Source organism: Mesorhizobium sp. WSM3866 (assembly GCF_002294795.1).
GTDB lineage: Bacteria > Pseudomonadota > Alphaproteobacteria > Rhizobiales > Rhizobiaceae > Mesorhizobium.
In genome coordinates this window covers 26,033-51,334 of the sequence record NZ_NSGC01000012.1, presented here as the reverse complement: position 1 = coordinate 51,334, position 25,302 = coordinate 26,033, and the positions used below count along the sequence as shown (strand labels likewise).

Annotated in this window: 23 protein-coding genes and 1 riboswitch; of the genes, 10 read left to right on the top strand and 13 right to left on the bottom strand. The window is 64.6% G+C overall.

The window, feature by feature from the left end:
- Position 1: 1 nt before the first annotated feature.
- The 5 genes from CK222_RS24455 (at position 2) to gcvP (ending at position 5,600) form a co-directional block, all read left to right on the top strand.
- Complete coding sequence (locus tag CK222_RS24455) at positions 2–793, top strand: molybdopterin-binding protein (protein WP_095802180.1); 792 nt, start codon at positions 2–4, stop codon at positions 791–793.
- Complete coding sequence (locus CK222_RS33440; protein ID WP_259979720.1) at positions 793–921, top strand: hypothetical protein; 129 nt, start codon at positions 793–795, stop codon at positions 919–921. The genes CK222_RS24455 and CK222_RS33440 overlap by 1 nt, the downstream gene beginning before the upstream one ends.
- A 139-nt stretch (positions 922–1,060) precedes the next feature.
- Positions 1,061–1,147: riboswitch (glycine riboswitch) on the top strand.
- Positions 1,148–1,296: 149 nt separating this feature from the next.
- Complete coding sequence (gene gcvT, locus CK222_RS24450; protein WP_095802179.1) at positions 1,297–2,397, top strand: glycine cleavage system aminomethyltransferase GcvT; 1,101 nt, start codon at positions 1,297–1,299, stop codon at positions 2,395–2,397.
- Between the two features lie 7 nt (positions 2,398–2,404).
- Positions 2,405–2,773, top strand: a complete 369-nt coding sequence (gene gcvH, locus CK222_RS24445) for a glycine cleavage system protein GcvH (RefSeq protein WP_095802178.1) — start codon at positions 2,405–2,407, stop codon at positions 2,771–2,773.
- A gap of 16 nt (positions 2,774–2,789) precedes the next feature.
- Positions 2,790–5,600 (top strand): aminomethyl-transferring glycine dehydrogenase, encoded by a 2,811-nt coding sequence (gene gcvP / locus CK222_RS24440; protein WP_095802256.1) that lies wholly within the window; start codon positions 2,790–2,792, stop codon positions 5,598–5,600.
- A gap of 13 nt (positions 5,601–5,613) precedes the next feature.
- On the opposite strand, the gene CK222_RS24435 is transcribed toward gcvP, so the two are convergent.
- The 9 genes from CK222_RS24435 to cpaB form a co-directional block, all read right to left on the bottom strand.
- Positions 5,614–6,786 carry a GGDEF domain-containing protein gene (locus tag CK222_RS24435; protein WP_095802177.1) on the bottom strand — a complete coding sequence of 391 codons (1,173 nt, stop codon included), beginning with the start codon at positions 6,784–6,786 and terminating at the stop codon, positions 5,614–5,616.
- 174 nt (positions 6,787–6,960) lie between these two features.
- The gene (locus CK222_RS24430; RefSeq protein ID WP_095802255.1) at positions 6,961–7,434 is read right to left on the bottom strand and encodes a hypothetical protein; all 474 of its coding nucleotides are present in this window, start codon (positions 7,432–7,434) and stop codon (positions 6,961–6,963) included.
- A gap of 133 nt (positions 7,435–7,567) precedes the next feature.
- Positions 7,568–8,530, bottom strand: a complete 963-nt coding sequence (locus CK222_RS24425; protein ID WP_095802176.1) for a type II secretion system F family protein — start codon at positions 8,528–8,530, stop codon at positions 7,568–7,570.
- A gap of 1 nt (position 8,531) precedes the next feature.
- Positions 8,532–9,497: a type II secretion system F family protein gene (locus tag CK222_RS24420; protein ID WP_095802175.1), complete on the bottom strand. Its 966-nt coding sequence runs from the start codon at positions 9,495–9,497 to the stop codon at positions 8,532–8,534.
- 3 nt (positions 9,498–9,500) lie between these two features.
- Positions 9,501–10,922 carry a CpaF family protein gene (locus tag CK222_RS24415; protein WP_095802174.1) on the bottom strand — a complete coding sequence of 474 codons (1,422 nt, stop codon included), beginning with the start codon at positions 10,920–10,922 and terminating at the stop codon, positions 9,501–9,503.
- Positions 10,919–12,133 carry a response regulator/pilus assembly protein gene (locus tag CK222_RS24410; RefSeq protein WP_095780697.1) on the bottom strand — a complete coding sequence of 405 codons (1,215 nt, stop codon included), beginning with the start codon at positions 12,131–12,133 and terminating at the stop codon, positions 10,919–10,921. Before CK222_RS24410 ends, CK222_RS24415 begins: the two co-directional genes overlap by 4 nt.
- Before the next feature lie 13 nt (positions 12,134–12,146).
- Complete coding sequence (locus CK222_RS24405) at positions 12,147–12,422, bottom strand: hypothetical protein (protein WP_067328063.1); 276 nt, start codon at positions 12,420–12,422, stop codon at positions 12,147–12,149.
- Positions 12,423–12,426: 4 nt separating this feature from the next.
- A complete protein-coding gene (locus tag CK222_RS24400; RefSeq protein WP_245433241.1) occupies positions 12,427–13,821 on the bottom strand; it encodes a type II and III secretion system protein family protein in 1,395 nt (464 codons plus the stop codon).
- A gap of 82 nt (positions 13,822–13,903) precedes the next feature.
- A complete protein-coding gene (gene cpaB / locus CK222_RS24395; protein ID WP_095802172.1) occupies positions 13,904–14,842 on the bottom strand; it encodes a Flp pilus assembly protein CpaB in 939 nt (312 codons plus the stop codon).
- Between the two features lie 254 nt (positions 14,843–15,096).
- On the opposite strand from cpaB, the gene parE reads away from it, so the two are divergent.
- Positions 15,097–17,151, top strand: a complete 2,055-nt coding sequence (gene parE / locus CK222_RS24390; RefSeq protein ID WP_095802171.1) for a DNA topoisomerase IV subunit B — start codon at positions 15,097–15,099, stop codon at positions 17,149–17,151.
- Between the two features lie 43 nt (positions 17,152–17,194).
- A complete protein-coding gene (locus tag CK222_RS24385; RefSeq protein WP_095802170.1) occupies positions 17,195–19,285 on the top strand; it encodes an FUSC family protein in 2,091 nt (696 codons plus the stop codon).
- A gap of 49 nt (positions 19,286–19,334) precedes the next feature.
- On the opposite strand, the gene CK222_RS24380 is transcribed toward CK222_RS24385, so the two are convergent.
- The gene (locus CK222_RS24380; RefSeq protein ID WP_095802254.1) at positions 19,335–20,456 is read right to left on the bottom strand and encodes a DUF2336 domain-containing protein; all 1,122 of its coding nucleotides are present in this window, start codon (positions 20,454–20,456) and stop codon (positions 19,335–19,337) included.
- 148 nt (positions 20,457–20,604) lie between these two features.
- Here CK222_RS24380 and CK222_RS24375 point away from each other — a divergent pair, with 148 nt between their 5' ends.
- Complete coding sequence (locus CK222_RS24375; protein WP_067000165.1) at positions 20,605–21,057, top strand: MaoC family dehydratase; 453 nt, start codon at positions 20,605–20,607, stop codon at positions 21,055–21,057.
- The gene (locus CK222_RS24370) at positions 21,057–21,938 is read left to right on the top strand and encodes a CoA ester lyase (protein ID WP_095802253.1); all 882 of its coding nucleotides are present in this window, start codon (positions 21,057–21,059) and stop codon (positions 21,936–21,938) included. The genes CK222_RS24375 and CK222_RS24370 overlap by 1 nt, the downstream gene beginning before the upstream one ends.
- Positions 21,939–22,001: 63 nt before the next feature.
- Here the strand turns inward: CK222_RS24370 and CK222_RS24365 are convergent, their stop codons facing one another.
- Together CK222_RS24365 and CK222_RS24360 are read right to left on the bottom strand one after the other, a co-directional pair.
- Positions 22,002–22,610, bottom strand: a complete 609-nt coding sequence (locus tag CK222_RS24365) for a flavin reductase family protein (protein WP_067328053.1) — start codon at positions 22,608–22,610, stop codon at positions 22,002–22,004.
- A 1-nt stretch (position 22,611) separates the two neighbouring features.
- A complete protein-coding gene (locus CK222_RS24360) occupies positions 22,612–23,196 on the bottom strand; it encodes a nitroreductase (protein ID WP_095802169.1) in 585 nt (194 codons plus the stop codon).
- A 162-nt stretch (positions 23,197–23,358) separates the two neighbouring features.
- Between CK222_RS24360 and CK222_RS24355 the strand changes: the two genes are divergently transcribed.
- Positions 23,359–24,324: a hypothetical protein gene (locus tag CK222_RS24355; protein ID WP_095802168.1), complete on the top strand. Its 966-nt coding sequence runs from the start codon at positions 23,359–23,361 to the stop codon at positions 24,322–24,324.
- A 5-nt stretch (positions 24,325–24,329) separates the two neighbouring features.
- On the opposite strand, the gene CK222_RS24350 is transcribed toward CK222_RS24355, so the two are convergent.
- Positions 24,330–25,271 carry a 1-acyl-sn-glycerol-3-phosphate acyltransferase gene (locus CK222_RS24350; RefSeq protein WP_095802167.1) on the bottom strand — a complete coding sequence of 314 codons (942 nt, stop codon included), beginning with the start codon at positions 25,269–25,271 and terminating at the stop codon, positions 24,330–24,332.
- Between the last annotated feature and the right edge of the window lie 31 nt (positions 25,272–25,302).

Here is a 25,302-nt window from a genome sequence, read left to right as displayed (position 1 = left end):
CATGGCAAAATTCCAGATTAGCCGCCGGAAGTTCTTGACCTCCGCCAGCCTCGGTCTGTCAGGCATCGCGCTGTCCGGCTGCGATGCCTTCGACAGCGGTCTGGGCGTCGGCAGCGGGCTGCGCAGCTTCCTCGAAAGCGCCAACGGGCTGACATACCGCGCACAGCGCCTGCTCGCTGGCCGGGACGCGCTGGCACCGGAATTCAGTGAGGCCGACATCCGCCAGCCGCAGCGGCCGAACGGCGTCACCGCGCCTGACGACGACACCTATAAGGGTCTGCTCGCCAACAATTTCGCCGACTGGCGCCTGGAGGTGACCGGCCTCGTCGAAAAACCGCTGTCGCTCACCCGCGAGCAGTTGCAGAACATGCCGAGCCGCACCCAGATCACCCGCCACGACTGCGTTGAAGGCTGGAGCTGCATCGCCAAATGGACCGGCACGCCTTTGTCGCTGGTGCTCGATCAGGCCATCGTCAAGCCGCAGGCGCGCTACGTCATGTTCCATTGCCTCGACACGATCGACCAAAGCCTGTCTGGCGACATCAAATATTACGGCAGCATCGACCTGATCGATGCCCGCCATCCGCAAACGATCCTGGCCTACGGCTTGAACGGCAAGCCGCTGCCGGTCGAGAACGGCGCGCCGCTGCGGGTGCGGGTCGAGCGCCAGCTCGGCTACAAGATGCCGAAATATCTCTACAAGATCGAGCTGGTCGACGGCTTCGCCAATGTCGGCGGCGGTCGCGGCGGCTATTGGGAAGACAATGGCTACGACTGGTATGCCGGTATTTGATGGCGCTTCGCCTGCAGGCCGAGCACGATCTTGCGTCAGCCGAGTTCAACGCGATTGAGAAAAGCCTCACGGCGACAATCGGCCATTCCAACATCATCCTTTGCAAGACGATGGCCTCGGGCGACTAGGCCGCCTTGCTGGGCCGCCGTTCAGACCAGATCGGGTGTTGTCATCGGCGTCGGCTGCCGAGAGATATGTCGCTGGGAGGTGACAAGGTGTCGCCGACGGGCTATGGATGGCGCGTCGAGGGCTCAGGTGACTGAGTCCTACCTGTTTGCGGGAGAGAACAGCGCAAGCTGTCGCCGAAGGGGAAATCGCCCGAAATCTCTCAGGCAAAAGAACCGTGGACGGGAAAGACAACTCTGGAAAGTCGGGAATCTTCCCGCGCCGAAGGTGTAAGCGCTGCCGACAGAGTTACGGGGCGCGAGTCTCTCAGGCTTCAGACAGAGGGGCACGGACTAGACCGCTAATGGCGGTCGATTGCGTGCGACTCTGGAGAAGACATGACCGGCGAAGACACCAAACATCTACCCCTCGAGGATTTGCATAGCGCCGCGGGCGCGCGTTTCGGCGCTTTTGCCGGCTGGTCGATGCCGCTGACCTATCCGGCCGGCGTGATGAAGGAGCACCTCCACACGCGCGAGCATGCCGGCCTGTTCGACATCTCGCATATGAAGCTGTTCGAGGTCAGCGGCCCGGGCGCCGCCGCCCTACTCAACCGCGCCTGCCCGCTCGACGCCGGCGCGATGGAAATTGCCCAATCCAAATACACTTTCTTCCTCAACGAGGCCGCTGGCGTCATTGACGACTTGATCGTCACGCGTCTTGACGATGGCCGATTCATGGTGGTGGCCAACGCCGGCAATGCGGCCGAGGATGAAAGGCATCTGCGTGCGTTGGCCGCGGATTTCGATGCCAAGGTCGAGCCGCTCGACCGCGTCTTCCTGGCAATCCAGGGCCCGGATGCCTGGGCGGCCCTTTCGCGAGCCGGTATCGAAACGGGCTCGCTGCTGTTCATGCATGGTGTCGAGCCCCGGCAAAACTGGTTCATGAGCCGCTCCGGCTACACCGGCGAGGATGGATTCGAGATCGGGCTGCCGGAAGCGGATGCCCGCGATCTCGTCGGCAAGCTGCTGCAGGATGAGCGCGTGCAATGGATCGGCCTTGCCGCCCGCGATAGCCTGCGGCTCGAGGCCGGGCTCTGCCTGCATGGCCAGGATCTGACACCCGAGACCGATCCGGCGAGCGGCGGTTTGATGTGGGCGATCCGTAAGGAGCTCCGCGCTTCCGGTCACTTCATCGGCGCCGACGCGCTGCGCTCGATCCTCGAGCGCGGGCCGTCTCAGAAGCGGGTTGGCCTGAAGCCCGATGGTCGTCAGCCGGTGCGCGCCGGCGCCGCGCTTGTCGATGCCGACGGCAATGCGGCCGGCCACGTGACCTCGGGCGGCTTCGGCCCGTCGACGGGCCACCCGGTCGCCATGGGCTATGTCGACAATGCGCTGGCCAAGCCCGGCATCAGACTATTCGCCGACGTCCGCGGGACCAGGATCCCGATCGATGTCACTTCGCTGCCCTTCACGCCACATCGCTACCGCAAAGGATGATATTCCGATGGCAAATACCTATTTTACTGAGGATCATGAATGGCTGCGCGTCGAAGGCGGCGTCGCCACCGTCGGCATCACCGACTATGCGCAGGAGCAGCTCGGCGATCTCGTCTTCGTCGAACTGCCGGAAATCGGCCGCAAGCTCGCGAAGGGCGACACTGCAGTAGTCGTCGAATCCGTCAAGGCGGCCTCTGACGTCTATGCGCCGGTCGACGGCGAGATCACCGAAGCCAACACAGCACTGTCGTCGGACCCTTCATTGGTCAATTCGGCGGCGACCGGCGATGGCTGGCTCTGGAAGATGAAGCTTTCCAACGCAAGCCAACTCGACAGCCTCATGGACGAGGCCGCCTACAAAGCCCATGTCGGCTGATACCAGGATCTTGGAAATGACCGCAGCACCCATTCCTTTCTCGGCCCGTCACATCGGCCCCAGTGTCAACGATGTCAGGGCCATGCTCGCCACCATCGGCGTTCCGTCCGTCGAAACGCTGATCAGCCAGGCCGTGCCGAGATCGATCCGCCTCGACCTGCCGCTCAACCTGCCCACTCCGGCCAGCGAGGCCGAAGCACTGGCCGAATTGTCGGCGATGATGGTGAAGAACACGGTGCTGAAGAGCTTCATCGGCGCCGGTTATCACGGCGTCCATGTGCCGCCGGTCATCCAGCGCAACATGTTCGAGAACCCGGCCTGGTACACGGCCTACACGCCTTACCAAGCCGAGATCAGTCAGGGCCGGCTGGAGATGCTGTTCAATTTCCAGACCCTGGTTGCCGAGCTGACCGGCCTGCCGGTGGCGTCGGCATCGCTGCTCGACGAGGCCACCGCCGTTGCCGAAGCGGTCGGCATCGCACTGCGCCATCACCGCGACAAGCGCACCAAGGTGGCGCTTGCCGGCACGCCGCATCCGCAGACGCTCGATGTCGTGCGCACCCGCGCCGAACCGCTCGGCACCGAGGTCGACGGCGAGACCATCGACGACAACACCGCCGCCCTGCTCGTCTCCTGGCCGGACACTTTCGGCGTCTATGGCGATCACAAGGCGGCGATCGAGAAGGCCCGCGCCGCTGGCGCTCTGGTCGTCTTCATCGCCGACCCGCTCGCGCTTACGTTGACGGATGCGCCGGCCAAGCTCGGTGCCGACATCGCCGTCGGTCCGATGCAGCGCTTCGGCGTGCCGATGGGCTTTGGCGGCCCGCACGCAGCCTATTGCGCCGTCTCCGACAAGCTCACACGTCTGATGCCCGGCCGCCTCGTCGGCCAGTCGACCGACAGCAAGGGCCGCCCAGGCTATCGCCTGGCGCTGCAGACGCGCGAGCAGCACATTCGCCGCGACAAGGCGACCTCCAATATCTGCACCGCGCAGGCGCTGCTCGCCAACACGGCGACGGCCTATGCGATCTGGCACGGTCCCGCCGGTTTGCAAGCGATCGCGGAGCGCGTCCACACTCTCGCCAACCGCCTTGCGGCGGGGCTGAAGACAGCGGGCGTGGCCGTTCTCGGAGCACATCGCTTCGACACTGTGACGGCGGAAGTGAAGGGCAAGGCAGCGGCAATAGCCGCCGCCGCCGAGAAGACTGGCCGGCTGCTGCGCGTCATCGATGCCGACCACGTCGGCATCGCCTTCGACGAGACCTCGACCGAAGCCGACCTCGAAGCGATCGCGGCGCTATTCGGCGCCAAGCCCGGCACGGTGGCAGCCGGCTCGATGCCCGGTAAGCGGCGCGGCAAGGAGTTCCTCACCCAGCCGGTTTTCCACGAGAACCACTCCGAGACCGAGATGATGCGCTTCCTGCGGCGGCTGGCCGACAAGGACCTCGCGCTGGACCGCGCCATGATCCCGCTCGGATCCTGCACCATGAAGCTCAACGCCGCCGCCGAGATGATGCCCGTGAGTTGGGTGAATGTCGCCAACCTGCATCCCTTCGCGCCGGCCAGCCATTCGGCCGGCTATCGGGCCATGGTCGGCGACCTGGAGGCCTGGCTGTCGGAGATCACCGGTTTCGACGCGGTCAGCCTGCAGCCCAATGCCGGCAGCCAGGGCGAATATGCCGGCCTGCTCGCCATCCGCGCCTATCACCGCGCGCGCGGCGAAGGCCACCGCACCGTGTGCCTTATCCCGTCCTCCGCGCATGGCACCAATCCGGCGAGCGCGGCGATGGCGGGAATGAGCGTCGTCGTCGTGCGCTGCGCCGAGGACGGCAGCATCGACATGGATGACATGCGGGCCAAGGCCAACGAGCATTCCAAGAACCTCGCGGCGCTGATGTTCACCTATCCCTCGACGCATGGCGTCTACGAGGAAGGCGCGCGCCATCTCTGCGCCCTTATCCACGAGCATGGCGGCCAGGTCTATTTCGACGGCGCCAACCTCAACGCCCTGGTCGGTCTCGCCCGCCCCGGCGATATCGGCGCCGACGTCTGCCACATGAACCTGCACAAGACCTTCTGCATCCCGCATGGCGGCGGTGGCCCGGGCGTCGGCCCGATCGGCGTCAGGGCGCATCTGAAACCCTATCTGCCGGGCCATGTCACGGAAGGTTCGGCGCATGCCGTCGCCGCCGCGCCCTTCGGCAGCGCTTCGATCCTGCCGATCACCTGGATGTATATCCGCATGATGGGCGGCTCCGGGCTGAAGCAGGCCACCGAGACGGCGATCGTTTCGGCCAACTATGTGGCGACGCGGCTCGCGCCGCATTTCCCCCTCCTCTACAAGGGCAGGAGCGATCGCATCGCCCATGAGTGCATTCTCGACACGCGCGTGCTCAAGGAGAGCGCCGGCATCAGCGTCGACGACATCGCCAAGCGCCTCATTGACTACGGCTTCCACGCCCCGACCATGTCGTTCCCGGTTGCCGGCACGCTGATGGTCGAGCCGACGGAATCCGAACCCAAGCGCGAACTCGACCGATTCTGCGAGGCGATGATTGCGATCGCTGGCGAGGCGGCGAAGGTGGCGAAGGGCGAATGGCCGCTCGACGACAACCCGCTGGTCAACGCCCCGCACACTGCCGCCGAGGCATTGGCAGGCGCATGGCCGCATCCATACTCGCGGATGGAAGCAGCCTACCCAGCGGGTGACGTCGATCTGGCAGCAAAATACTGGCCGCCGGTTTCGCGCATCGACAATGTCGCCGGCGACCGCAACCTGGTCTGCTCCTGCCCGCCGCTGTCGGAATATCTCGGCGCCGCAGAGTAGACGGTAGGGCAAGTTAGGCCGAGCGCAGGGCTGGCCCACTATCGGGCTGGTCCTCCTGGCGTTGGGCGATCACGCGGTTTCGCCCGGCGCGCTTTGCGGCGTAGAGCGCGGCGTCCGCCTCAGCCAGCACCTCGTCCAGGGTCCGGCCATCGGGGGCGCCAAATCCCATGCCGCCGCTGACGCTGCTGCGCAACGGACCACGTTGAGTCGGAACGATTTCGGTGCCGAAAGCGACCCCGATCCTGCTTGCCATATCGTGCGCCTTTTCCGGCGTCATGCGCGATAGGACGAGCGCGAACTCCTCACCGCCTAGCCGGAAGGCATCGACCCCGGCCCTGCCATATTTCTTGATCACCGCCGCGAAGCGGCAAAGCACCTGATCGCCGACGGGATGGCCGAAGACATCGTTTGTGGTCTTGAAATGGTCGAGGTCGAACATCGCGATCGCCATGAACGGACCGAAGCTGCGACCGCCGTAAAGCTCGTTGAGCGCCCTGCGGTTCATCAGGCCGGTCAGCGGATCGGTCATCGTCGCGGCCTTGAGCTCGATCTGCGCCTGCAGATGGTGCAGCGAAAGCGTCAGCGCGCCGAAGGCGGTCATGCAGGCGACCGCGACGACGGAGTTCAACCGCTCCGCCCAGTTGTCGGGCGCGGCGCCTAGGACCCATTGCCCTTGCACCAGCAGCACCAGGCCGCACAGCGCGAAGGATATCCCGCAGGCGCCGCTGAGAAACGAAACGACGAGCAGTATCCGGCGGTCGTGATCGCCCTTCATCCAGAACATCGTTCCGATCGCGCCGAGCAGCGCCGTCACCGTCGAATAGGTGATCAGAAAGCCGACGCCATCGAAGCCGAAATAGGTGACGAGGGCGCAGGCCGCCATCGCTGCCAGCGCCGGCACGATGGCGCGGCGATAACTGCGGATGCCGAGATACTGCATCGCCGACAAACAGATGACGAGGAACCCCAGGCTGAGCAGGGCAAGCACCATCTGGCAGAGCCACGGGTTGGCGTCCTTGGTATAGCGCCAGAACAGGACGACATGGGCAACGAGCACGAGTATGCCGCAGGCGACCGTAAGCACGAAACGCGCCTGCGGCGCGGTGAGCCAGATCGCGAGCATCGTGACGCTGAGGCATGTGCCCGACAGCGCCGCCGCGAGCAGGAGCGAGCTGAAATCCAACATCTCTGAAGATCTGCCGTTGGGGAGACTCGTTGCTTCCTCAATGTAGGTTGTAGAGGCGTGGCGCAAACCCTTTTCGGCCGGTGTCCGCTGCTCGCTCGACAAAGGGTTTACAAAGCGTCGACATGTCCGCTGAAACTACGGCCCGGTTCCGCTGCGGGACGAGCCGGAAGCGGATCAGCTCTTGTCGAGCAGCGCTAGGTTGGCGTTGACCACGGTCTGGTCGGCGAGACCGGCCTTGGCTTCGAGCAGCAGCGCCCTTGCCTTCTTCTTGTTGCCGCGCAGGAGCTGCGAATAGCCCATATTGTTGACGATCTGCGGCTTGCGCCCGGCGACCCTCAGCAATTGCGCATAGGCGCGGTCGGCGAAGTCGAAGCGGCCGAGCTCGTCATAGGAGGCGGCAAGCCCCATCCAGGCTTCGGCATTGTCTGCCTTGAGCTCCACCGCTTTGCGGAAATGCTGTTCTGCGAGACCGAAATTCGCCTCCCGGAATTGCGCCTTGCCCTCCGTCAGGTCGGCGGCGCTGATATCCTTGGCCGTCGCCTGGATTGCGGTGGTCTTGGTCGTGTCGACGCTGCTGTTCGTAGTACAGCCGGTGATCATCAAGACGGCCGCCAATACCGCCGCTGCCGTGGAAAGTCTGTGACGCATGCCCTGCCCCGTCGCCCGATTTGCCGGGTCGTTCTTCAGCAAGGACCATACAGGAGAGCGATTAAGCTTCGGTGCCGAAATGCGCCTAAATTTCAGTTGCTTGCAAAGGATGCGTTAACCAGCACCGCCGGCCTCAGTGCGACGTCAGCCTTACCACGATCGGGATGATGGCGACCATCAGCACCACCGGCAGGATGCACACCGTCACCGGGACCGACATCTTGGCCGGCAAGGCATGCGCCTTCTCCTCGGCAAGCGACATGCGCTTGTGGCGCATTTCGTCGGAAAAGACACGCAGCGCTCCCGACAGGCTGGTGCCGAGTTCCTTGGACTGCTGCAGGAGCGTCGCGAAGGAGCGCACCTCGTCGAGGCTGAGGCGATCGGCGAGCGCCTTTAGTGCATCGTCGAGGCTGCGGCCGGCCCTCAACTCCAGCGACACCAGCTGCAGGTTTTGGCTGAGCGACGGATAGGTCCTGGCGAGTTCCTTCGAGACCCGCTCGATGCCGGCCTCCATGCTCATGCCCGCGTCGGAGCAGACGATCATCAAATCCATGAAGTCGGGAAAGCCATTGCGGTATTCGCGCATCTTTTCCCGCACCTTCTGCGTCAGCACCAGGCCGGGCAGGAAATAGCCGGCCGCTCCCGACAGGATGATGAAGGTCCAGCGGCTGGTCACGGTCGATTCGGCGCTGGCCGCCCAATGGTTGACCAGGAACGCCCCAAGCGCCATTCCGACCAGCGCGGCAAAACGGATCAGGAAGAACGTACCGACGGCGCGCGGCTCCATGTAACCGGCCTGGATGAGCTTCATGCGCAGTCGCGCGACATTCTCCGGATCGCTCTTGGCATAGAATTCCTGCGCCCGCCTCACCGCCTTCTCGCGCACGGCGTTCGCGTTTTTCCTGGGTGCCGGCTCGTGCTGCTCGATCGGCTGCGCCGCCTCGACCTTCAGCCGGCGCTTGACCTCGTTGCGGTCGCCCTGCGCGACGACCAGCGGCCAGGCCACCGCGCCGCCGCCCATCACCAGCAGCAGCATAGCCACCGGCATCAGCGATGTCGGCGCTAGCGAGGCAAGGAAGCGGATGACCTCGTCCATTTCAGAACCTGAAATTCGACATCTTGAACATGATGGCATTGCCGAGCAGGAGCCACAGGATCGAGCCGCCCAGCATGTACCAGGTCTTCGGTATCCCCCACACCTCGCGGTAGAATTGCGGCATCAGCACCATGATGGCGGTGAACAGAAGCACCGGCACGGCGGTCAGGATATAGGCCGACATGCGGCCTTCGGTCGAAATGGCGCGCACCTTGCGCCGCAGCTTGCCGCGCTCGCGGATGGTCGACGACAGGCCGTCGAGGATCTCGCGCAGATTGCCGCCGGAGCTGCTCTGGATCGAGACTGCGGTGACGAACAGCGGCAGGTCCTCATGGCCGACGCGATCGAACAGGTTGTTGAGCGCTGAAACCAGGTCCGAGCCATAAGTCACTTCGTCGGCCACGACGCCGAACTCGGTGCCGATCGGATCGGCCATCTCGCGCGCCACCATCGCGATCGCCACCGGCACCGGGTGGCCGGCCTTGAGGCCGCGCGTGATCAGCTCCAGCGCTTCCGGCAATTGCATGCCGAAGCGCTTAAGCCGGCGCTTGCGCAGAAAACGCATCGCCATAACCGGCAAGACCGGCACCAGCACAGGAAGCAGGACCAGCCCGAACAGCAAAGGCAGGCCGTACCAGACGGCGAAAAGCGCCAGAGTGAACGCTGTCCCCGACGTGATCGTGAGGAATTTGGGCATCGGCATGATCATGCCGGACTGCGTGCGCAAGGCGCGAAAGCGATCGAAAGAAAGGAGGGGCGTGCCCTCTTCCATGCCGCGCTCCTTGCGCAGCTGGATCAGCACCTGCTCCTGGCTGATCTTGTTCTCCGCCAGCTTCATGCGGCGATTGATCGCCGTGCGCTTGTCGCTGCGGCCGGCATAGAGCAGGTAGCAGCCTTCGGCGATCATGATGCCGGTGAGCGCCGCCGCCGCGTAGACGGCATAGATCGGGCTGAATCCCTCGAGCACCGGCTACTCCTGCGGCCGGCCGGGTTCGAAATACTTGCCCGGAAATTCAATGCCCATGTTGCGCAGGTCCTCGAGGAAGCGCGGTCGGATGCCCGTTGCCTCGAAATGGCCGACTATCTTGCCGTCCGCCTCCATGCCGGTGCGCACGAAGCGGAAGATCTCCTGCATCTGGATGACGTCGCCTTCCATGCCCGTCACCTCGGCGACGCTGGTCACCTTGCGCTTGCCGTCGGACAGGCGTGTCAGCTGCACGATGATGTCGATGGCGCTCGCAATCTGGCTGCGGATCGACTGCACCGTCATCGGCATGCCGGTCATGCCGAGCATTTGTTCGAGGCGCGATATTGCGTCGCGCGGCGTGTTGGCGTGGATGGTCGCCATCGACCCTTCATGGCCGGTGTTCATCGCCTGCAGCATGTCGAAGGCCTCCTCGCCACGGCACTCGCCAAGGATGACGCGGTCGGGCCGCATGCGCAGCGCGTTCTTGACCAGATCGCGCTGCTTCAGCTCGCCATGACCCTCGATGTTTGCCGGGCGCGTTTCCATGCGCGCGACATGCGGCTGCTGCAGCTGCAATTCGGCGGCGTCCTCGATGGTGATCAGGCGCTCGTCCTCGGGAATGAAGGCCGACAAGGCATTGAGCATCGTCGTCTTGCCGGTGCCGGTGCCGCCGGAGATGATCGTCGTCTTGCGCGCATGCACGGCCGCCGCCAGCACCTCGGCCATGTTCTGGGTGATGGCGCCGAACTCTACCAGTTTGTGCAGGCCGAGCTTGTTCTTGGAGAATTTGCGGATCGATACCAGCGGCCCGTCGACGCCGACCGGCCTGATCGCGGCGTTGAAACGCGATCCGTCGAGCATGCGGGCGTCGACCATCGGCTGCGATTCATCGACGCGGCGGCCGACGGCCGCGACGATTTTATTAATGATCCGAAGCAGATGCGCCTCGTCCTTGAACGGGATATGGACCTGCTGCAGCTTGCCTCGCTTTTCGACGAAGCAGTTCTGATGGCCGTTGATCAGGATATCGTTGATCTCCGGATCCTTGAGCAGCGGCTCCAGCGGGCCGAGGCCCACCATCTCGTCGACGATGTCGTCCACCAGCGCGTCCAGCTCGGCGGTGTTGATCGCCATTCGCTCCTGACGGGTCTTTTCCGAGACGAATTCATGCACCTGGCGGCGCATTTCGTCCTTGGGCAGCCGCTCCAGAGCGACGAGGTTGATTTCTTCGAGCAGCATGCGGTGGATGCGCACGCGCGCGTCGAGCACCTTGTTGGCGCTCTTTGCGGGTGCTGCTTCCAGCTTCGGCGGCGCCGGCTTGCGGGTCGTCGGAATGACCACGGCGTGATGCGCAACGGGCGCGGGTTCGGGCGCCCGCAGCGGACGGACATCGCGATTCTGCAGGTTGGAGAAGCGACTGCTCATCCTGCTTTCCTCTTCAAGAGGCCCTTGCCGAGGCCGAACAGCGACTTCGATTTTGCCGTCGTCGCCACGGCCTCCTCGGGCAGGATGATTTTCTTCAGGTCATTGACGACATTGGCGTTCGGATCGATGTCGTGCAGCGGCACGCCGCGGTCGACGGCCTCGCGCACCAGCCGGTAGTTGTTGGAGATACCGCCGACGAAGTGCTCGCCGAGGATATCCTGGACGTCGGCCTGCTTGATGCCGCTGTCGAACATCTTCTGCTCGAAACGGTTGACGATGACGTTGGGCTTCACTTCCTTGCCAGCCGTCTCGTAGATGGCCTGGATGAGACGCTGAGTGTGGCGCAGGCAAGGCACCGTCATCTCGGCCACGATATAGAGCTTGTTGGAGCCGAGCAGCACCGTCTCGGTCCACGGGAACCAAGTGCGCGGCATGTCGATGACGACATTGTCGAAATAGGCCGAGACGAGGTCGAGCATGCGCACCACGACATCGGTCTTGAACGAGCGCATTTCCGAAGGGCGCGTCGGCGCTGCCAGCACGCAGAGCCCGCTTGCATGCTTGGACAGCATGACGTCCAGCAGCTGCCGGTCGAGACGTTCGGGCTGGTTCTCGATTTCGGTGATGTCGAAGCGCGGTTCGAGGTCGAGATATTCGGCGCAGGCGCCCTGCTGGAAATTGAGGTCGACCACGCAGGTCGAGGCGCCGCGCGTCACCGAATGATGCAGCTGGAAGGCGGTCTGCAGGGCAAGCGTGGTGGTGCCGACACCGCCGGCGGCCGGCATGAAGGTGTAGATTTGCGATTCGGTGTTTTCCTCCCGCCCCGGCCCCTGTAGCGCGCGAATGACGGAACGCACCAGATCGGCGGTGGTGATCGGCTTCACCAGGAAGTCGGCGACCTTGAGCTGCACCAGGATGCGCACCGCCGCCGCATTGAATTCCTGCGTGACGACGACCACCGGGACGCGGCCTTCGATTCGGCGCATGATGCGCTGCAGCGACTCGATCTCTTCGAGCTTGGCCGCGTCCATGTCGACAATGACGGCGCCGAAATCGGTCTCCTGGACCTCGCCGCGCAGTTCGTTGACGCTTTTCTCGACCGTCAAAAGCTCGATGACCTCGGATGCAGCGAAAGCCGTCCGCGTGTCCTGCGAAAACGCCCGATCGGTCGAAACGAGCAGGATCTTCTTGGTCTTGGTGCCCGATGCCATGGTCGTCAGCTCATCAGTCTGCTGTCGTTGATACCGATGTCGTCGAAGCCGGCGCCGCGCCGGCCTTCGCGCCCGCGGCATTGGCCGTGGAGCTCGTGCTCGGAGCCGGCACCAGGAGCCTGGTGTTCTGGACGCCGTACTGCCAGGGGTCGACCATCTGCATGGCTGTGTTGGACGCCTGGGCGTTGCCGGCGGCCGGAGACACGCCTTCGGTGCGCACATAGTCGTCGCTGGTGCAGCCGGAGAGCGCGCCGGCGAGCAGCAGAGCGATGCAAGGAGCCAGACGCATGGCTTCAGTCCTTCGGCAGATCGAGGAAATGGCCCGACGTCGTGGCCGCCACCGGACGGGCCCCGCTGCCGTCGGCCAGCGCCAAGGGGCGCTTGGGAGCGGAAGCGTCGACTTCCTCGGTGTTGTTCAGGAAGTAGTCGGCATTGCTTGGCGGCCGCGTTCCGTCGGTGGGCTCGACCATCTTCTTCGACGGGTCAACCGGTTTGACCAGGTAGGGCGTGACGATGATCACCAGATCGGTCTCGCGCCGCTGATAGGATTTCGAGGAGAACAGCGGACCGAGAACCGGCAGCTTGCCGAGCCCCGGCAGGCGCGAGGTGGTGATGTCGTTCTGCGACTGCAGAAGGCCCGCGATCATGAAGCTCTGGCCGTTTTTCAAGTCGACCGACGTCTTGGCGCGACGCACGATGAAGGCGGGAATGGAAATGCCGCTGCTGACTTCGATCGACGCGGAGGGATCGATCGACGAAACTTCCGGCGCGATATCGAGGCTGACCAGTCCACCCTTGAGCACGGTCGGCGTGAAATCAAGACCGACGCCGTATTTCTTGTAGCTGACGCTGATCTTGCCGTTGTCCTCGGACACCGGGATCGGGAACTCGCCGCCGGCAAGGAAGCTCGCCGTCTGGCCCGAGCGGGCGATCAGGTTGGGCTCGGCCAGCCGCCGGGCGAGACCGCGCTCTTCCAGCGCCTTGATGGCGATGTCGATCGAAACCCCGTTGGAAAGCAACCGGCCGATGATCTCGCCGGTCCCGGCGGTCGGTACCGTGCCCGGGTCGATGATGACGTCGCGACCGCCGACGCCGAAGGCAAAGTTGGCCCCGTATTTGGCGCCGAGATCCTGTCCCGCCTGCCGGTTGATCTCGACGAAACGGACATTGAGCTGAACCTGCTGCGAGGACGAGATGTTGACCGAGTTGATCACTTCCTCATTGCCGGAGAAGCGCGACGCGATCTTGCTCGCCTTGTCGGCCGCGACCGCGTCTTCCGCCTCGCCCGAAAGCACCACGCGGCCGTTGGCCGAACCGACCTTGATCTTGGCATCCGGCACGCTGGCGCGGATGGTGTTGGCGAGTTGGTCGGTGTCCAGCGTCACCTCGATGTCGATGGTGCCGACGAGCTGCTTGTTCTGATCGAACAGCGCGATGCCGGTGGTGCCGAGATTGTTGCCCAACACATAGAAGGACTTGTCGGTCAGCGGATTGACGTTGGCGATCTCCGGATCGCCGATGACGATCTGATAGAAGGCCGCGTTCGTCATGATCGTCTTGGGCTTGCCCTTGGCGACTTTGATCGAGGCGTTCTTGGTCGCCGAGACGTATACGACGTCGTTGTTTGCCTGGGCCGGCGCCCCAAAGGCCAGTATTCCGGCGGCTGCCAGAAAGGCGCCCGCCGCCATTGCACGCAGAAGGCGCAGCCCTCTCGTCGTCCGTTCTTTGTTCAACACAGGCATTGTCCCGTTCCCGGCCGGTCCCCACCGGCTATTGTTCTTGTTCCTTGGAAGGAACGACGTCTCCCTCGGCGGGCTTGGAGGGAACCTTGTATTCCTCCACCTTCGTGCCACGGGACACGATCACCGTCTTGAATTTTGGCTCCTCCGGCTCCTTCGCCACCGCCTTGACCAGCGAGGCGGCGCTTGCCTCGGCGCTCGCGGCAACCGAACCGCCGAAGGAAGAGATGGTGGTAAGCCCGTTGCCGCTGGCGCTGGCATCGGCGGCGGACCGCAAAGACAGCGACAAGGAGCCGACGGTGCGGGCGAGCGCTACCTTCTGCGCCCCTTCGTTCGTGACCTCGAGGGTGACGGAATTGGCGACCTGCGGCTCGGTCTTGCGCTCGTCCGCGCCCTGCCCGACCGAAAGCACCTTGGCGTCGGAGACGACGATTTCGGACGTGACCGTCGAGCCGGCTGCCCCTTGCGCGTTCTTGGACACTTCCTGGATTTCGCCGGCATCGCGCGTCAGCACGACGTCGACCCGGTCGCCCGGCGTGATGAAGCCGCCGACGCCGGCGATCTCGTCGGTGCGGATGGTGACGGCCCGCATGCCCGGCGACAGCATGTTGGAAAGTGTGGCGCGGCCATTCGGTCCCGACAGCTTGGCGAGCAGCACCGGCTCGTTGACCTCGATCGGCGACAGCACGACGCGGCTGCCTTCGGCCAGCAGCTTGTCGACGGTCGGGAAGGCGCCTTGCGGCAGAGAATCCTGCGGCCACGGAATTTCGGTGAGTTGCGACCGGTCGAGCTGCATGCCGTAGCGCAGCGGCGCATTCGCCACGACGATGGTCTTGAACTCGACTTTGGCCTCGTGCGGCACCACGATCGATGCCGTCTTCTGCTCGGACTGGGCCCTCGCCTGGCTTTTGACCCAGAAGTCCGCGGCAAAGATCGAGATCGCGCCGAAAACGGCTGCGATGCCGATCATGGTTATGGCCCTGCCCTTCACAACGAAACCCCTGACGCCCCGTGGTCTTTTGTCGTTGAGGCTCACGCTAGGCGTTAATGTTAAAGAATCAGGAATCCGAAGGGGTGGAGCCCGCCCTATTTCCAGCGGCTTGGTTATCGAATGGTTTTGGAATAAGAGACAGTTTGATCCCTGAACGGAACAGGAACTCGTTCGCCCGCCAAAAGCGTGGCAGTATCGAGGAGTGATTCGCAGTACCGGACTTAATGGCTAGCATGGACGACACCAGCGATCTTTTCGGCAACCCGGAAAAGCAGCCCCAGCAAGTACGCGCGTCCTCGCGGCCGGCCGATCCGCTGGTGCAGGCCGCAAAGCGCTCGGCCGCCGCCCGCGACGGCAGCGAGAGCTACAGCGCCGCCGACATCGAGGTGCTTGAGGGGCTGGAGCCGGTGCGCCGCCGCCCAGGCATGTATATCGGCGGCACCGACGACAAGGCGATGCATCACCTCTTCGCCGAGGTCATCGACAATTCGATGGACGAGGCGGTGGCCGGCCACGCCACCTTCATCGACGTCGAGCTTTCGGCGGACGGATTTCTTACCGTCACCGACAATGGCCGCGGCATTCCGATCGATCCGCATCCGAAGTTCAAGAAGCCGGCGCTCGAAGTCATCATGACGACGCTGCATTCGGGCGGCAAGTTCGACTCCAAGGTCTACGAGACCTCCGGCGGTCTGCACGGCGTCGGCGTATCCGTCGTCAACGCGCTGTCCGACCACCTCGAGGTCGAGGTCGCGCGCGGGCGCCAGCTCTATCGCCAGCGCTTCTCGCGCGGCGTTCCGGTGAGCGGGCTGGAGCACCTCGGCGAGGTGCACAACCGCCGCGGCACCAGGACCCGCTTCCATCCCGACGAGCAGATCTTCGGCAAGGGCGCCGCCTTCGAGCCGGCCCGGCTCTACCGCATGACGCGCTCGAAGGCCTATCTGTTCGGCGGCGTCGAGATCCGCTGGACCTGCGATCCCTCGCTGATCAAGGAAAAGGATCAAACTCCGGCCAAAGCCGAGTTCCATTTCCCGGGCGGCCTCAAAGACTATCTCAAGGCCACCCTCGGCGACGAATTCCAGGTCACGCGCGAAGTCTTCGCGGGCAAAAGCGACAAGCAGGGCGGCCACGGCTCGCTGGAATGGGCGGTGACCTGGTTCGGCGGCGACGGCTTCCTCAACTCCTACTGCAATACGATTCCCACTCCCGAGGGCGGCACGCATGAGGCGGGCTTCCGCAACGTGCTGACGCGCGGGCTTCGCGCTTATGCCGACCTCATCGGCAACAAGCGCGCCTCGATCATCACGACCGAGGACGTCATGATCTCGGCCGCCGGCATGCTGTCGGTATTCATCCGAGAGCCGGAATTCGTCGGCCAGACCAAGGACAGGCTGGCCACCATCGAGGCGATACGCATCGTCGAAACCGCCATCCGCGACCCGTTCGACCACTGGCTGGCCGACAACCCGCAGGAAGCCTCGAAGCTTCTCGAATGGGTGATCGCGCGCGCCGACGAGCGTGTGCGCCGGCGCCAGGAAAAGGAAGTGTCGCGCAAGAGCGCGGTACGCAAGCTGCGCCTGCCGGGCAAGCTCGCCGACTGCACGCAGAACGCCGCGGCCGGCGCCGAGATCTTCATCGTGGAGGGCGACTCGGCCGGAGGCTCGGCCAAGCAGGCGCGCGACCGCGCCAGCCAGGCGGTGCTGCCGCTGCGCGGCAAGATCCTCAACGTCGCCAGCGCCGGCAACGACAAGCTTGCCGCCAACCAGCAGATTTCCGACCTGATCCAGGCGCTCGGCTGCGGCACCCGCTCGAAATATCGCGACGAGGACCTGCGCTACGACCGCGTGATCATCATGACCGACGCCGACGTTGACGGCGCGCATATCGCTTCGCTTTTGATCACCTTCTTCTACCAGGAGATGCCGAACCTGATCCGCGGTGGCCACCTCTATATGGCTGTGCCGCCGCTCTATTCGATCCGTCAGGGCGGTAAGGTGGCCTATGCGCGTGACGACGCGCACAAGGACGAATTGCTGCGCACCGAATTCACCGGGCGCGGCAAGGTCGAGATCGGCCGCTTCAAGGGCCTTGGCGAGATGATGGCCTCGCAGCTCAAGGAAACCACGATGGACCCGAGGAAGCGCACGCTTCTCAGGGTCGACGTGATCGATGCCGAGCAGGCGACCAAGGACGCCGTCGACGCGCTGATGGGCACCAAGCCCGAGGCCCGCTTCCGCTTCATCCAGGAACGTGCCGAATTCGCCGAGGCCGACGTGCTGGATATCTGAACGCGGACTGGTCCATAACAGGCTCCGGGACGGAGACTTGCATGTGACCTGGACGCGGCTGAAGGATCTAGCCGGGACACCGTTAAGTGAGCTGACCCAGCCGACGCGCTCGGACTGGATCTTCGCCCTGCGAACGGTTTCTGCCGGGCTGATCGCGCTGCTTGCCGCTTACGCCTTGAAGCTCGATCATCCGCAGTGGGCGATGATGACCGTGTTCATCGTCGCGCAGCCGGTCGCCGGCATGGTGCTGGCGAAAGGCTTCTACCGCCTGCTCGGTACGCTGGCCGGCGGCCTGGCGGCGATCGGCATCACATCGCTGTTCGGCACCAATCCCTGGCTCTTGGTGACGGTGCTGGCACTATGGATCGGCGTCAGCACCCTCGTTTCCTCGCTGCTGCGCAATCCGGAAGCCTATGGCGCCGCCCTTGCCGGCTATACAGCGATGATCATCAGCCTGCCGGCATTCGGGCAGGCGCATCTCGTCGTCGATCTCGCTGTCGCGCGCTGCGCCGAAATTGTGCTCGGCATCGTCTGCGCCGGCGTCACCAGCCGGCTGATCCTGCCGAAGCTCGCGGCGGACGCCATCATCTCCAGGCTGAAACGCAGCATTCTCGATCTCGCCGACTACGCCTCAGGCGCCTTTTCCGACGGCGATCCGGCCGGTCTTGCCGCTCTCCAGCGCAAGCTGATCACCGATGCCCAGACACTTGCCGAAATGCGCACCTATGCGCGCCTCGAAGCGCCGAGCTTCGCGACCCGCGCCCATCCGGTCCGGCGCACGATCGGACAGCTCCTGTGGGCGCTCTCGGCGGCCCGCGCGCTGCATACCCATGCCGCGCCGGAGAATGCGACGCTCATCCCTGTTCGCAGCGAGTTGAAGGCAATCGTCGGGGAACTCGCTACGACGCGCGACGCGTTGGACGACACCGGCCCATGGGTGGCCCGGCTCGAGGCAATCGCGATCAGGGCAAGAGAAACGGCGCCGGTGGCCACCGATCCCGGTGAAGACAAGGTCGGCACCATCAGCCGCCTCACCATTGCCGCCGATTTCGCGGAGGCGCTGAAGCAGGTGATGCGCGGCTTGGATGCGCTTCGCTCGCCGGTTTCCCGAACGTCTCGTGAGCGGCAGCAACCGGCCCTGGTCGTGCACCGCGACTATCATGCGGCCTGGCGCAATGCGGTGCGCGCCGCGCTCGCCACGCTTCTGGTGGCCGCCTTCTGGCTGACCACCAAATGGTCGGAGGCGGCGGGCACCGTCATTCTCGTCGCCGTCGTCTCCAGCCTGTTCGCGGCGCGTCCCGATCCGGTTCAGTCGGCCTGGGGCTTCTTCACCGGAACGCTCCTCGCTTTGCCTTTCGCTTTCCTCGTCGGCCAGATCGCAATGCCGGCGCTGCCCGGCTTCGGCTGGTTCACCCTCTTTGTCGTGCCGATCCTGGTGCCGGCAGCGCTCGGCATGGCCAATCCGCGGCATGTCGGCGTGGCCACCGCCTTCGCCATCAATTTCTTGGCTTTTCTCAGCCCGCACCAGATGATGACCTATGATCCCGGCCCGTTCTTCGCCGGATCGGCATCGATCCTGGTCGGCATCCTGATCGCCATCGGCGTCTTCATCGTCGTTCTGCCGGCCAATCCCTGGGCCACTGTTGAGCGCATCTCGACGGCGATGCGCGAGGACCTGGCGCGCCTTTGCGTGCATGAGCGCGTCCCCAGGCGTTCGGCCTTCGAAAGCCTGGCCTATGACCGGATCAACCAGTTGATGCCGCAACTGCAGCAGACCGGGAGGAAAGGCGACCCTATTCTTGGCGGCAGCATTGCCGCCGTGACCGTCGGCCTCGAAGTGCTCCGGCTGCGCCAGGCGCAACTGAACTCCATCGTGCCACGCGAGACGGTCGAGTCGATCGGCAGCTTCCTGCGCGGCCTGGCGCGGGAATTGCTGTTCAGGAGGCATGGCGAGCCGCAGACCTCGACCATCGCCGTGGCGCGGGAATATGCGGCGAGCATCGCCGGTCGCAGCGACCGGCCGGAAATGCTTCAGGTCGCGGCCTCACTGCGCATCATCGCTGCCGCGATGCAGGATTATCCGGATTTTTTCGCGAAGGGGGCACCCTTAGACGGGCCGGGCCGGGATACGTGAGCATCGAGCAGGAAGCCGCCAGGCCGGCCACACCTGATACCGACATGCGCTAGGCGGCGGCAATTGCCAGCGCATGCCCGCGCGCGTTCTCGCGCAGCGCGTCGAGATGGATCGACTTCACCAGTCCAGCGAGATCGCCCTCGGCCGATTGCCCGCCGAGTTCCTTCAGCATCAGCCAACTCACCTCCTGCACGCCGGCGACACGCTTGCCGTTGGCGACCTCGCGCCAGATCTTCAGCGCGCGCAGGATGATGCCGTGCGTGGCGGCGGCGAGGCCTGCGCTGCGGAACAGCGCCTGCAGCGCAACGTCGTGCCCACCGACCAGCAACGCCCTCACCCGCTGCTCGGATTGTTGGGCAAGCGCCACCAGGGCCGAGCCGAAAAAGTCGACCTTGCCATGCGCGACGGTGCGGATGATGAAGCTCGCGGTGAGATCGCCGCGCAGTCTGAGATGCTCGATCAGCGCGGCGTGCTCCTCGGCGCGGGTGCCCTCGATCAGCGTCACCGAAGCCTTCACGCAGGCGTCGCGCATCACGCGGTCTGCCCGTGCCGCTCCCATCAGTGCCAATACCAGCGGCGATCCCTTCAGCGTCTCGCCGAGCTTGACCAGAAGCATGTGCCGGCAGTCCGCGGGAAGCCGCGCGTCGGCGATCAGCGCCTCGCGCACCAGCGGCAGGTGGCCGTGCCGTTCGGCCATCCGGCGGAAACTCAGCGATGCAATATCGGCGCCGCTGTTGGCGATCAGCGTGGCGCAGGCTTCCGGCTCGCCGATCTCGGCGATGGCTGCCGCCAGCGACATCGAGACGACGGGACGGTTGGCTATCAGCTTTTGGGTGGCCTTCTGGCCGCAGGCGACGCGGTCGATGAGATCGGCATCGGTAAGCAAAGGCGAACGCGCCAGCACCAGCGCCGCCACTTCCGGCTGGTCGGAAGCGAGTGCTGCGATCACCTGCGGCGGGGCGTGATGGCTCATCGACAGCGCTTCGGCGAGCGCCTGCCGGACCTTGGCGGAAACGTCGTCGAGCAGCAGCGTGAGCGCCGCCTCGGCGGCGCAGCGATCCTCGAACGGCAGGTCGGAATTGATGTAGGCGCGGGCCAGCGCGCTCGCGGCGGCGGCGCGCTCGGAAACCCTTGCCTTATCGATCCACTTTAGAAAATGCGAAACAACCATGCCGATCAGCTGCCCTTGCCGAAACGTTTCGGCCCCGTTGGGAACGGTAAGCTGGAAATGGTTTACGAACGGTTCACCATGTTTCTTAACCGGCTTGATGGCTTTGCAACCAACGCCTATCAAACAGAAATAGCGGAGGAGATCGACCATGGCCGGGCTTTATCTGGAGGAGTTCGTCGTCGGCCGCGTCTTCCGGCACACGCTGCGCAAGACCGTCACCGAAAGCGACAACATGCTGTTCTCGGTGATGACGCTGAACCCGCAGCCGCTCCACATCGACTTCGACTTCGCCGCGAAGAGCGAATGGGGCAAGCCCTTGGTCAATTCGCTGTTCACGCTCGGCCTCATGATCGGCATCTCGGTGAACGATATCACCGTCGGCACAACTGTCGCCAATCTCGGCATGAAGGAGACCGTCTTCCCGCACCCGGTTTTCCACGGCGACACCATTCGCGTCGAGACGACGGTCGTTTCGGTGCGCGAGTCCAGGTCGAAGCCCGATCGCGGCATCGTCGAATTCGAGCACCGCGCCTATAATCAGAACGATGTTCTTGTCGCCAAATGCACGAGGCAGGCGATGATGATGAAGAAGGCGTCCTGATGCGCTCGCTGCTCTTCGTGCCGGGCGATTCCGAGCGCAAGCTGGAAAAGGGCTTTGGCGCCGGCGCCGACGTGGTCATCGTCGACCTTGAGGATTCGGTCGCCGCCGGCAATAAGGCGGCCGCCCGCAAAGTCGCGGCGAACCTCATCGCCGGCCACCGACAGCAGACCAGCTCCGCCATCTACGTACGCGTCAACGATCTGTCGACCGGCCTGACCGACGATGATCTTGCGGCGCTCGTCCCGGTGAAACCCGACGGCATCATGCTGCCGAAGTCGAACAGCGGACAGGATGTCCAGCAGCTCGCGGCCAAGCTTCGGGTGCACGAGGCCGAAAGCGGCTTGCCGGATGGCGGCATAAAGATCCTGCCGATCATCACCGAAACCGCATCCGGCCTGCTGGCTGCCGCGAGCTACGCCGGAGCAAGCAGCCGGCTTGCCGGACTTACCTGGGGCGCGGAAGATCTGTCGGCCGCAATCGGCGCGCGTTCGGCGCGCGACGAGAGCGGCCGCTACACCGACGTCTTCCGCCTGGCGCGCGCGACGACCATCCTGGCCGCCGGAGCGGCGGAAATCGCCGCGATCGATACCGTCTTTCCGGATTTCCGCGACATGGCCGCTTTCGAAGCCGAATGCAGAGAAGCCGAGCGCGACGGCTTTACCGGCAAGATGGCGATCCATCCGGCGCAGGTGCCGGTCATCAACGCCGCTTTCACGCCGTCGCCGGAAGCGGTCGAACGATCGCGGGCGATCGTCGACGCCTTCGCGGCGGCGGGAAATCCGGGCGTCGTCGGCATCGACGGCAAGATGTATGATCGGCCGCACCTGCGGCTTGCGGAGCGGCTGCTGGCACGCGCGAGAGCGGCGGGACTTTCAGCCTGAACCGCCAATTGCCAGACCATGGGGATCAGTTTGTAGCGGACGTGAGCCGTGTAGCCCTTTCGGTTAATCCTTGCTCCAGCGCGGCCGCCGCATCGAGAAAATCTCGTTCACGCTGGCATAGTCCATATAGCCGAGCCGGGCGACATTGCCGGCCCTGACGATGTCGAACAGGCCGTCCCTGAGATAAGCATCGTCGATGTGGACCCCGACGACCTCGCCGGCGACGACGATGGCGCTGGTCTCGGCGCCATCCAGTGCCCGCGGCCGAAATATCTCGGTCACCTTGCATTCGAGGGCGGCGGGCGCTTCCGCCACGCGCGGCGGCGCGACGAGGCGCGACGGCGCCATGGCGAGATCGGCATAGGCGAACTCGCTGACGCCGCGCGGCGCATCGACGGCGGTGCGGTTCATCTTCTCGGCAAGCTCGCGGCTGACGAGATTGGCGACGAATTCGCCGGTTTCTTCAGCGAAGGTGGCGCTGTCCTTCGCGCCTTCGGATGAGAACCAGACGATGAAAGGCCGCGTCGAAAAGGCATTGAAGAAGGAATAGGGCGCCAGGTTGATCTCACCGGCCTTGTTCAATGTCGAGATCCATCCGATCGGGCGGGGTGCAACGATCGCCTTCGACGGATCGTGCGGCAGGCCGTGCCCCTTGGATGGCTCGTAGAACATCTCAGCCGGCCCACGGCCCGGCATAATCGGCATAGAGCTTCGCCGGATCGGGCCGCGGCCGCTCCGGCGCCGGTCCCTGGTACGAGCCGATATGGACGAAGCCGATGACGCGCTCCTGCGGCGACAGCCCGAGGATCGCCCTGCCCTCCGCAACGTCGGAATACCAGTTGCTGATCATGTTGGTGCCATAGCCCAGCGCGTTGGCCGCGATCATCAGATTCATAGCCGCCATTCCACCCGACAGGAACATCTCCCATTGCGGGATCTTTGGGTTCTCCCGCGGCACGGAGACGACGCCGATCACCAGCGGGGCGCGCGAGAAGCGCGCCAGTTCCTGGTTGCGGCGCCCCTCCGGCAACGGTCCTTCGCGCTGCTCGGCAAGCACCGCGAGCTTCTTGCCGATCTCGACCCGCGCCTCGCCGCGGTAGACGATAAACCGCCAGGGCTCGAGGCGGCCATGGTCTGGTACCCGCGATGCCGCGGCGATCATCGTGGCGATTTCCGCATCGCTCGGCGCCGGCTCCTTGAGGTCCGGAATCGGCGCTGAACTGCGGGTCAGCAGGAAGTCGATGATCGGCGACGCCATGGGCGCAAGTCTCCTAGCATTCGATTTTGAGCTGAAGCGCGCCATCGGGAGATCGGGCGGCTCGGGCAATGGCGCAATTATACGCCGGATAAAGAGCCCTGGCGGAGGGCGGCAGGCTCTTGAGCCTTGAAATTGCCACCGCCTTGGGCTTCAACGCAAGGCATGTTTGAGGGGACTCTGCGCCTTTTCGTGGTCGGGCTCATCGCCGCGTTGCTTGCGGTGCCGGTTTCGTTCGCGCTGGCCCAGAACGCCAACGATGTCGGCAATATCAAGTTGCCGGGCATTTCGAGCTATGCGACGCCGAAGAGCGAGCGGTCGCTGGCGCTTGGCAGCGGCGGAGCGATCACCCTTTCTGCGCAACTGACCGACAAGGGCGCCGACATCACCCGCGGCATCGTCTGGCGCGTCTTCAAGCCGGAACCGGCCAGCGACGGCAAGCTGCCGATGGTCGCGTCCGCGCATGGCGGCACGGCGGTGTTCCAGCTCGACCCCGGCAGCTACCTGGTCCACGCCTCTTACGGACGGGCCGGCGCTACCAAGCGCATCACCGTCGGCAAGGACGCAAAGCGAGAGAGCCTCGTTCTCGATGCCGGCGGCTTGAAGCTCGATGCGGTGACGTCCGGCGGCGCGCACATCGCGCCAAAGAAGCTCCGCTTCGCGATCTATGAGGGCCAGGCCGAGGCCAATGGCGACCGCGCGCTGATCGCCCCCGATGTCGAGCCGAACACGGTGGTGCGGCTGAATGCAGGCACCTACCATGTCGTCTCCACCTATGGCGCGGTCAACGCCGTGATCCGCTCCGATATCCGCGTCGAGGCCGGCAAGCTGACCGAGGCCACCGTCGAGCACCGCGCGGCCGAGATGACGATGAAGCTGGTGCGCGAGCCCGGCGGCGAAGCCATTGCCGACACCTCCTGGTCGCTGCTCAATGAATCCGGCGATCCGATCAAGGAAGCCGTCGGCGCCTTCGCCTCGATGGTGCTGGCCGAAGGCCAATACACCATCATCGCCAAGAACCGCGACCGCATCTACCAGAAGGATTTCACCGTCGTGGCCGGCCAGAACCAAGAAATCGAGGTCGTGGCCAACGAATCGTCCGCCATCGATCCCGAGGAGGGCGCGGACTAAGCTGCTCAGGCGGCTTTGCGCATCCGCTTGGTTAGAAACGGCGTGCGTCCGCGCCGCGCCGCCGCCGGAGCGAGATCGAAAACCGCTTGGTAGAGCTTGTCGAGCAGCGCCTTGCGGTCGCGCAACGGTTCGAGCTCGCTCCACTTCAGCACATCGCCGATGCGCACCTCGATCGCCTTGCCCGACAGCCGGGCGAATTCGCGGATTAATAGGGAGGTGCGCAGCGTCAGCGACGCCTTGCCGACGAATTTCGCCACGCGGTTGTCGCGCTCGGCCATGTTCATCGGCCCACTGACGAGATGGAACAGACGGCCGTTCTGGCCGGAGAAATGCAAAGGGATGACCGAGGCCTTGGCCTCCTGGATGAGCTTGGCCGGAAACATCTTCCACGGCAGGTCGATCGCCCGGCCGAACCCCTTCGGCGCCGTGGCGACGCCGCCGGCCGGAAAAACGACGATGGTGACGCCTGCCTTCAACAGCCGCACTGCCTCGTGGCGCACGGCCATGTTGTTCTTCAGCGCTTCCTTGGTCTCGGAAAAATCGATCGGCAGCGAATAGGCTTCCATCTCGCGGATCCTGAGCAGGTCCTTGTGGATCATGACCCGGAACGGACGGCCGAGCTGCTCGGCGAGCGACAGCACTGCAATGCCGTCGCCGATGCCGAAGGGATGGTTGGCGACGATCACCAGCGGACTAGCCGGCACATTTGCCGGCGGCCAACGGCCGGCGTGGTGCACCCTGACGTCGATCAAGTCCAGCATGCGGCTGAACACACGTTCGCCCGTTGGAGCGACCTGGCGCCGCCACAAGTCGTAGAGCACGGCAAAGCGGTCGCGGCCCGACAGGCCTTCGACGGAATGGATGAACCACCGCGTCAGCGCCGGCTGATGCCGGTTGGCGTAGGAGAGCTCGGGAAACGGCCTTCCCCGCGGTTTCAGCTTGAGCATGGCGGCTCGGCTACAAGGTTGGCGTGACAGG

What these genes read in the sequence shown, in the direction of transcription:
- CK222_RS24455 (WP_095802180.1), top strand. Translation starts at nt 2, where the DNA reads ATGGCAAAATTCCAGATTAGCCGCCGGAAGTTCTTGACCTCCGCCAGC.
- CK222_RS33440 (WP_259979720.1), top strand. Translation starts at nt 793, where the DNA reads ATGGCGCTTCGCCTGCAGGCCGAGCACGATCTTGCGTCAGCCGAGTTC.
- gcvT (WP_095802179.1), top strand. Translation starts at nt 1,297, where the DNA reads ATGACCGGCGAAGACACCAAACATCTACCCCTCGAGGATTTGCATAGC.
- gcvH (WP_095802178.1), top strand. Translation starts at nt 2,405, where the DNA reads ATGGCAAATACCTATTTTACTGAGGATCATGAATGGCTGCGCGTCGAA.
- gcvP (WP_095802256.1), top strand. Translation starts at nt 2,790, where the DNA reads ATGACCGCAGCACCCATTCCTTTCTCGGCCCGTCACATCGGCCCCAGT.
- CK222_RS24435 (WP_095802177.1), bottom strand. Translation starts at nt 6,786, where the DNA reads ATGTTGGATTTCAGCTCGCTCCTGCTCGCGGCGGCGCTGTCGGGCACA.
- CK222_RS24430 (WP_095802255.1), bottom strand. Translation starts at nt 7,434, where the DNA reads ATGCGTCACAGACTTTCCACGGCAGCGGCGGTATTGGCGGCCGTCTTG.
- CK222_RS24425 (WP_095802176.1), bottom strand. Translation starts at nt 8,530, where the DNA reads ATGGACGAGGTCATCCGCTTCCTTGCCTCGCTAGCGCCGACATCGCTG.
- CK222_RS24415 (WP_095802174.1), bottom strand. Translation starts at nt 10,922, where the DNA reads ATGAGCAGTCGCTTCTCCAACCTGCAGAATCGCGATGTCCGTCCGCTG.
- CK222_RS24410 (WP_095780697.1), bottom strand. Translation starts at nt 12,133, where the DNA reads ATGGCATCGGGCACCAAGACCAAGAAGATCCTGCTCGTTTCGACCGAT.
- CK222_RS24405 (WP_067328063.1), bottom strand. Translation starts at nt 12,422, where the DNA reads ATGCGTCTGGCTCCTTGCATCGCTCTGCTGCTCGCCGGCGCGCTCTCC.
- CK222_RS24400 (WP_245433241.1), bottom strand. Translation starts at nt 13,821, where the DNA reads ATGGCGGCGGGCGCCTTTCTGGCAGCCGCCGGAATACTGGCCTTTGGG.
- cpaB (WP_095802172.1), bottom strand. Translation starts at nt 14,842, where the DNA reads ATGATCGGCATCGCAGCCGTTTTCGGCGCGATCTCGATCTTTGCCGCG.
- parE (WP_095802171.1), top strand. Translation starts at nt 15,097, where the DNA reads ATGGACGACACCAGCGATCTTTTCGGCAACCCGGAAAAGCAGCCCCAG.
- CK222_RS24380 (WP_095802254.1), bottom strand. Translation starts at nt 20,456, where the DNA reads ATGGTTGTTTCGCATTTTCTAAAGTGGATCGATAAGGCAAGGGTTTCC.
- CK222_RS24375 (WP_067000165.1), top strand. Translation starts at nt 20,605, where the DNA reads ATGGCCGGGCTTTATCTGGAGGAGTTCGTCGTCGGCCGCGTCTTCCGG.
- CK222_RS24370 (WP_095802253.1), top strand. Translation starts at nt 21,057, where the DNA reads ATGCGCTCGCTGCTCTTCGTGCCGGGCGATTCCGAGCGCAAGCTGGAA.
- CK222_RS24365 (WP_067328053.1), bottom strand. Translation starts at nt 22,610, where the DNA reads ATGTTCTACGAGCCATCCAAGGGGCACGGCCTGCCGCACGATCCGTCG.
- CK222_RS24360 (WP_095802169.1), bottom strand. Translation starts at nt 23,196, where the DNA reads ATGGCGTCGCCGATCATCGACTTCCTGCTGACCCGCAGTTCAGCGCCG.
- CK222_RS24355 (WP_095802168.1), top strand. Translation starts at nt 23,359, where the DNA reads ATGTTTGAGGGGACTCTGCGCCTTTTCGTGGTCGGGCTCATCGCCGCG.
- CK222_RS24350 (WP_095802167.1), bottom strand. Translation starts at nt 25,271, where the DNA reads ATGCTCAAGCTGAAACCGCGGGGAAGGCCGTTTCCCGAGCTCTCCTAC.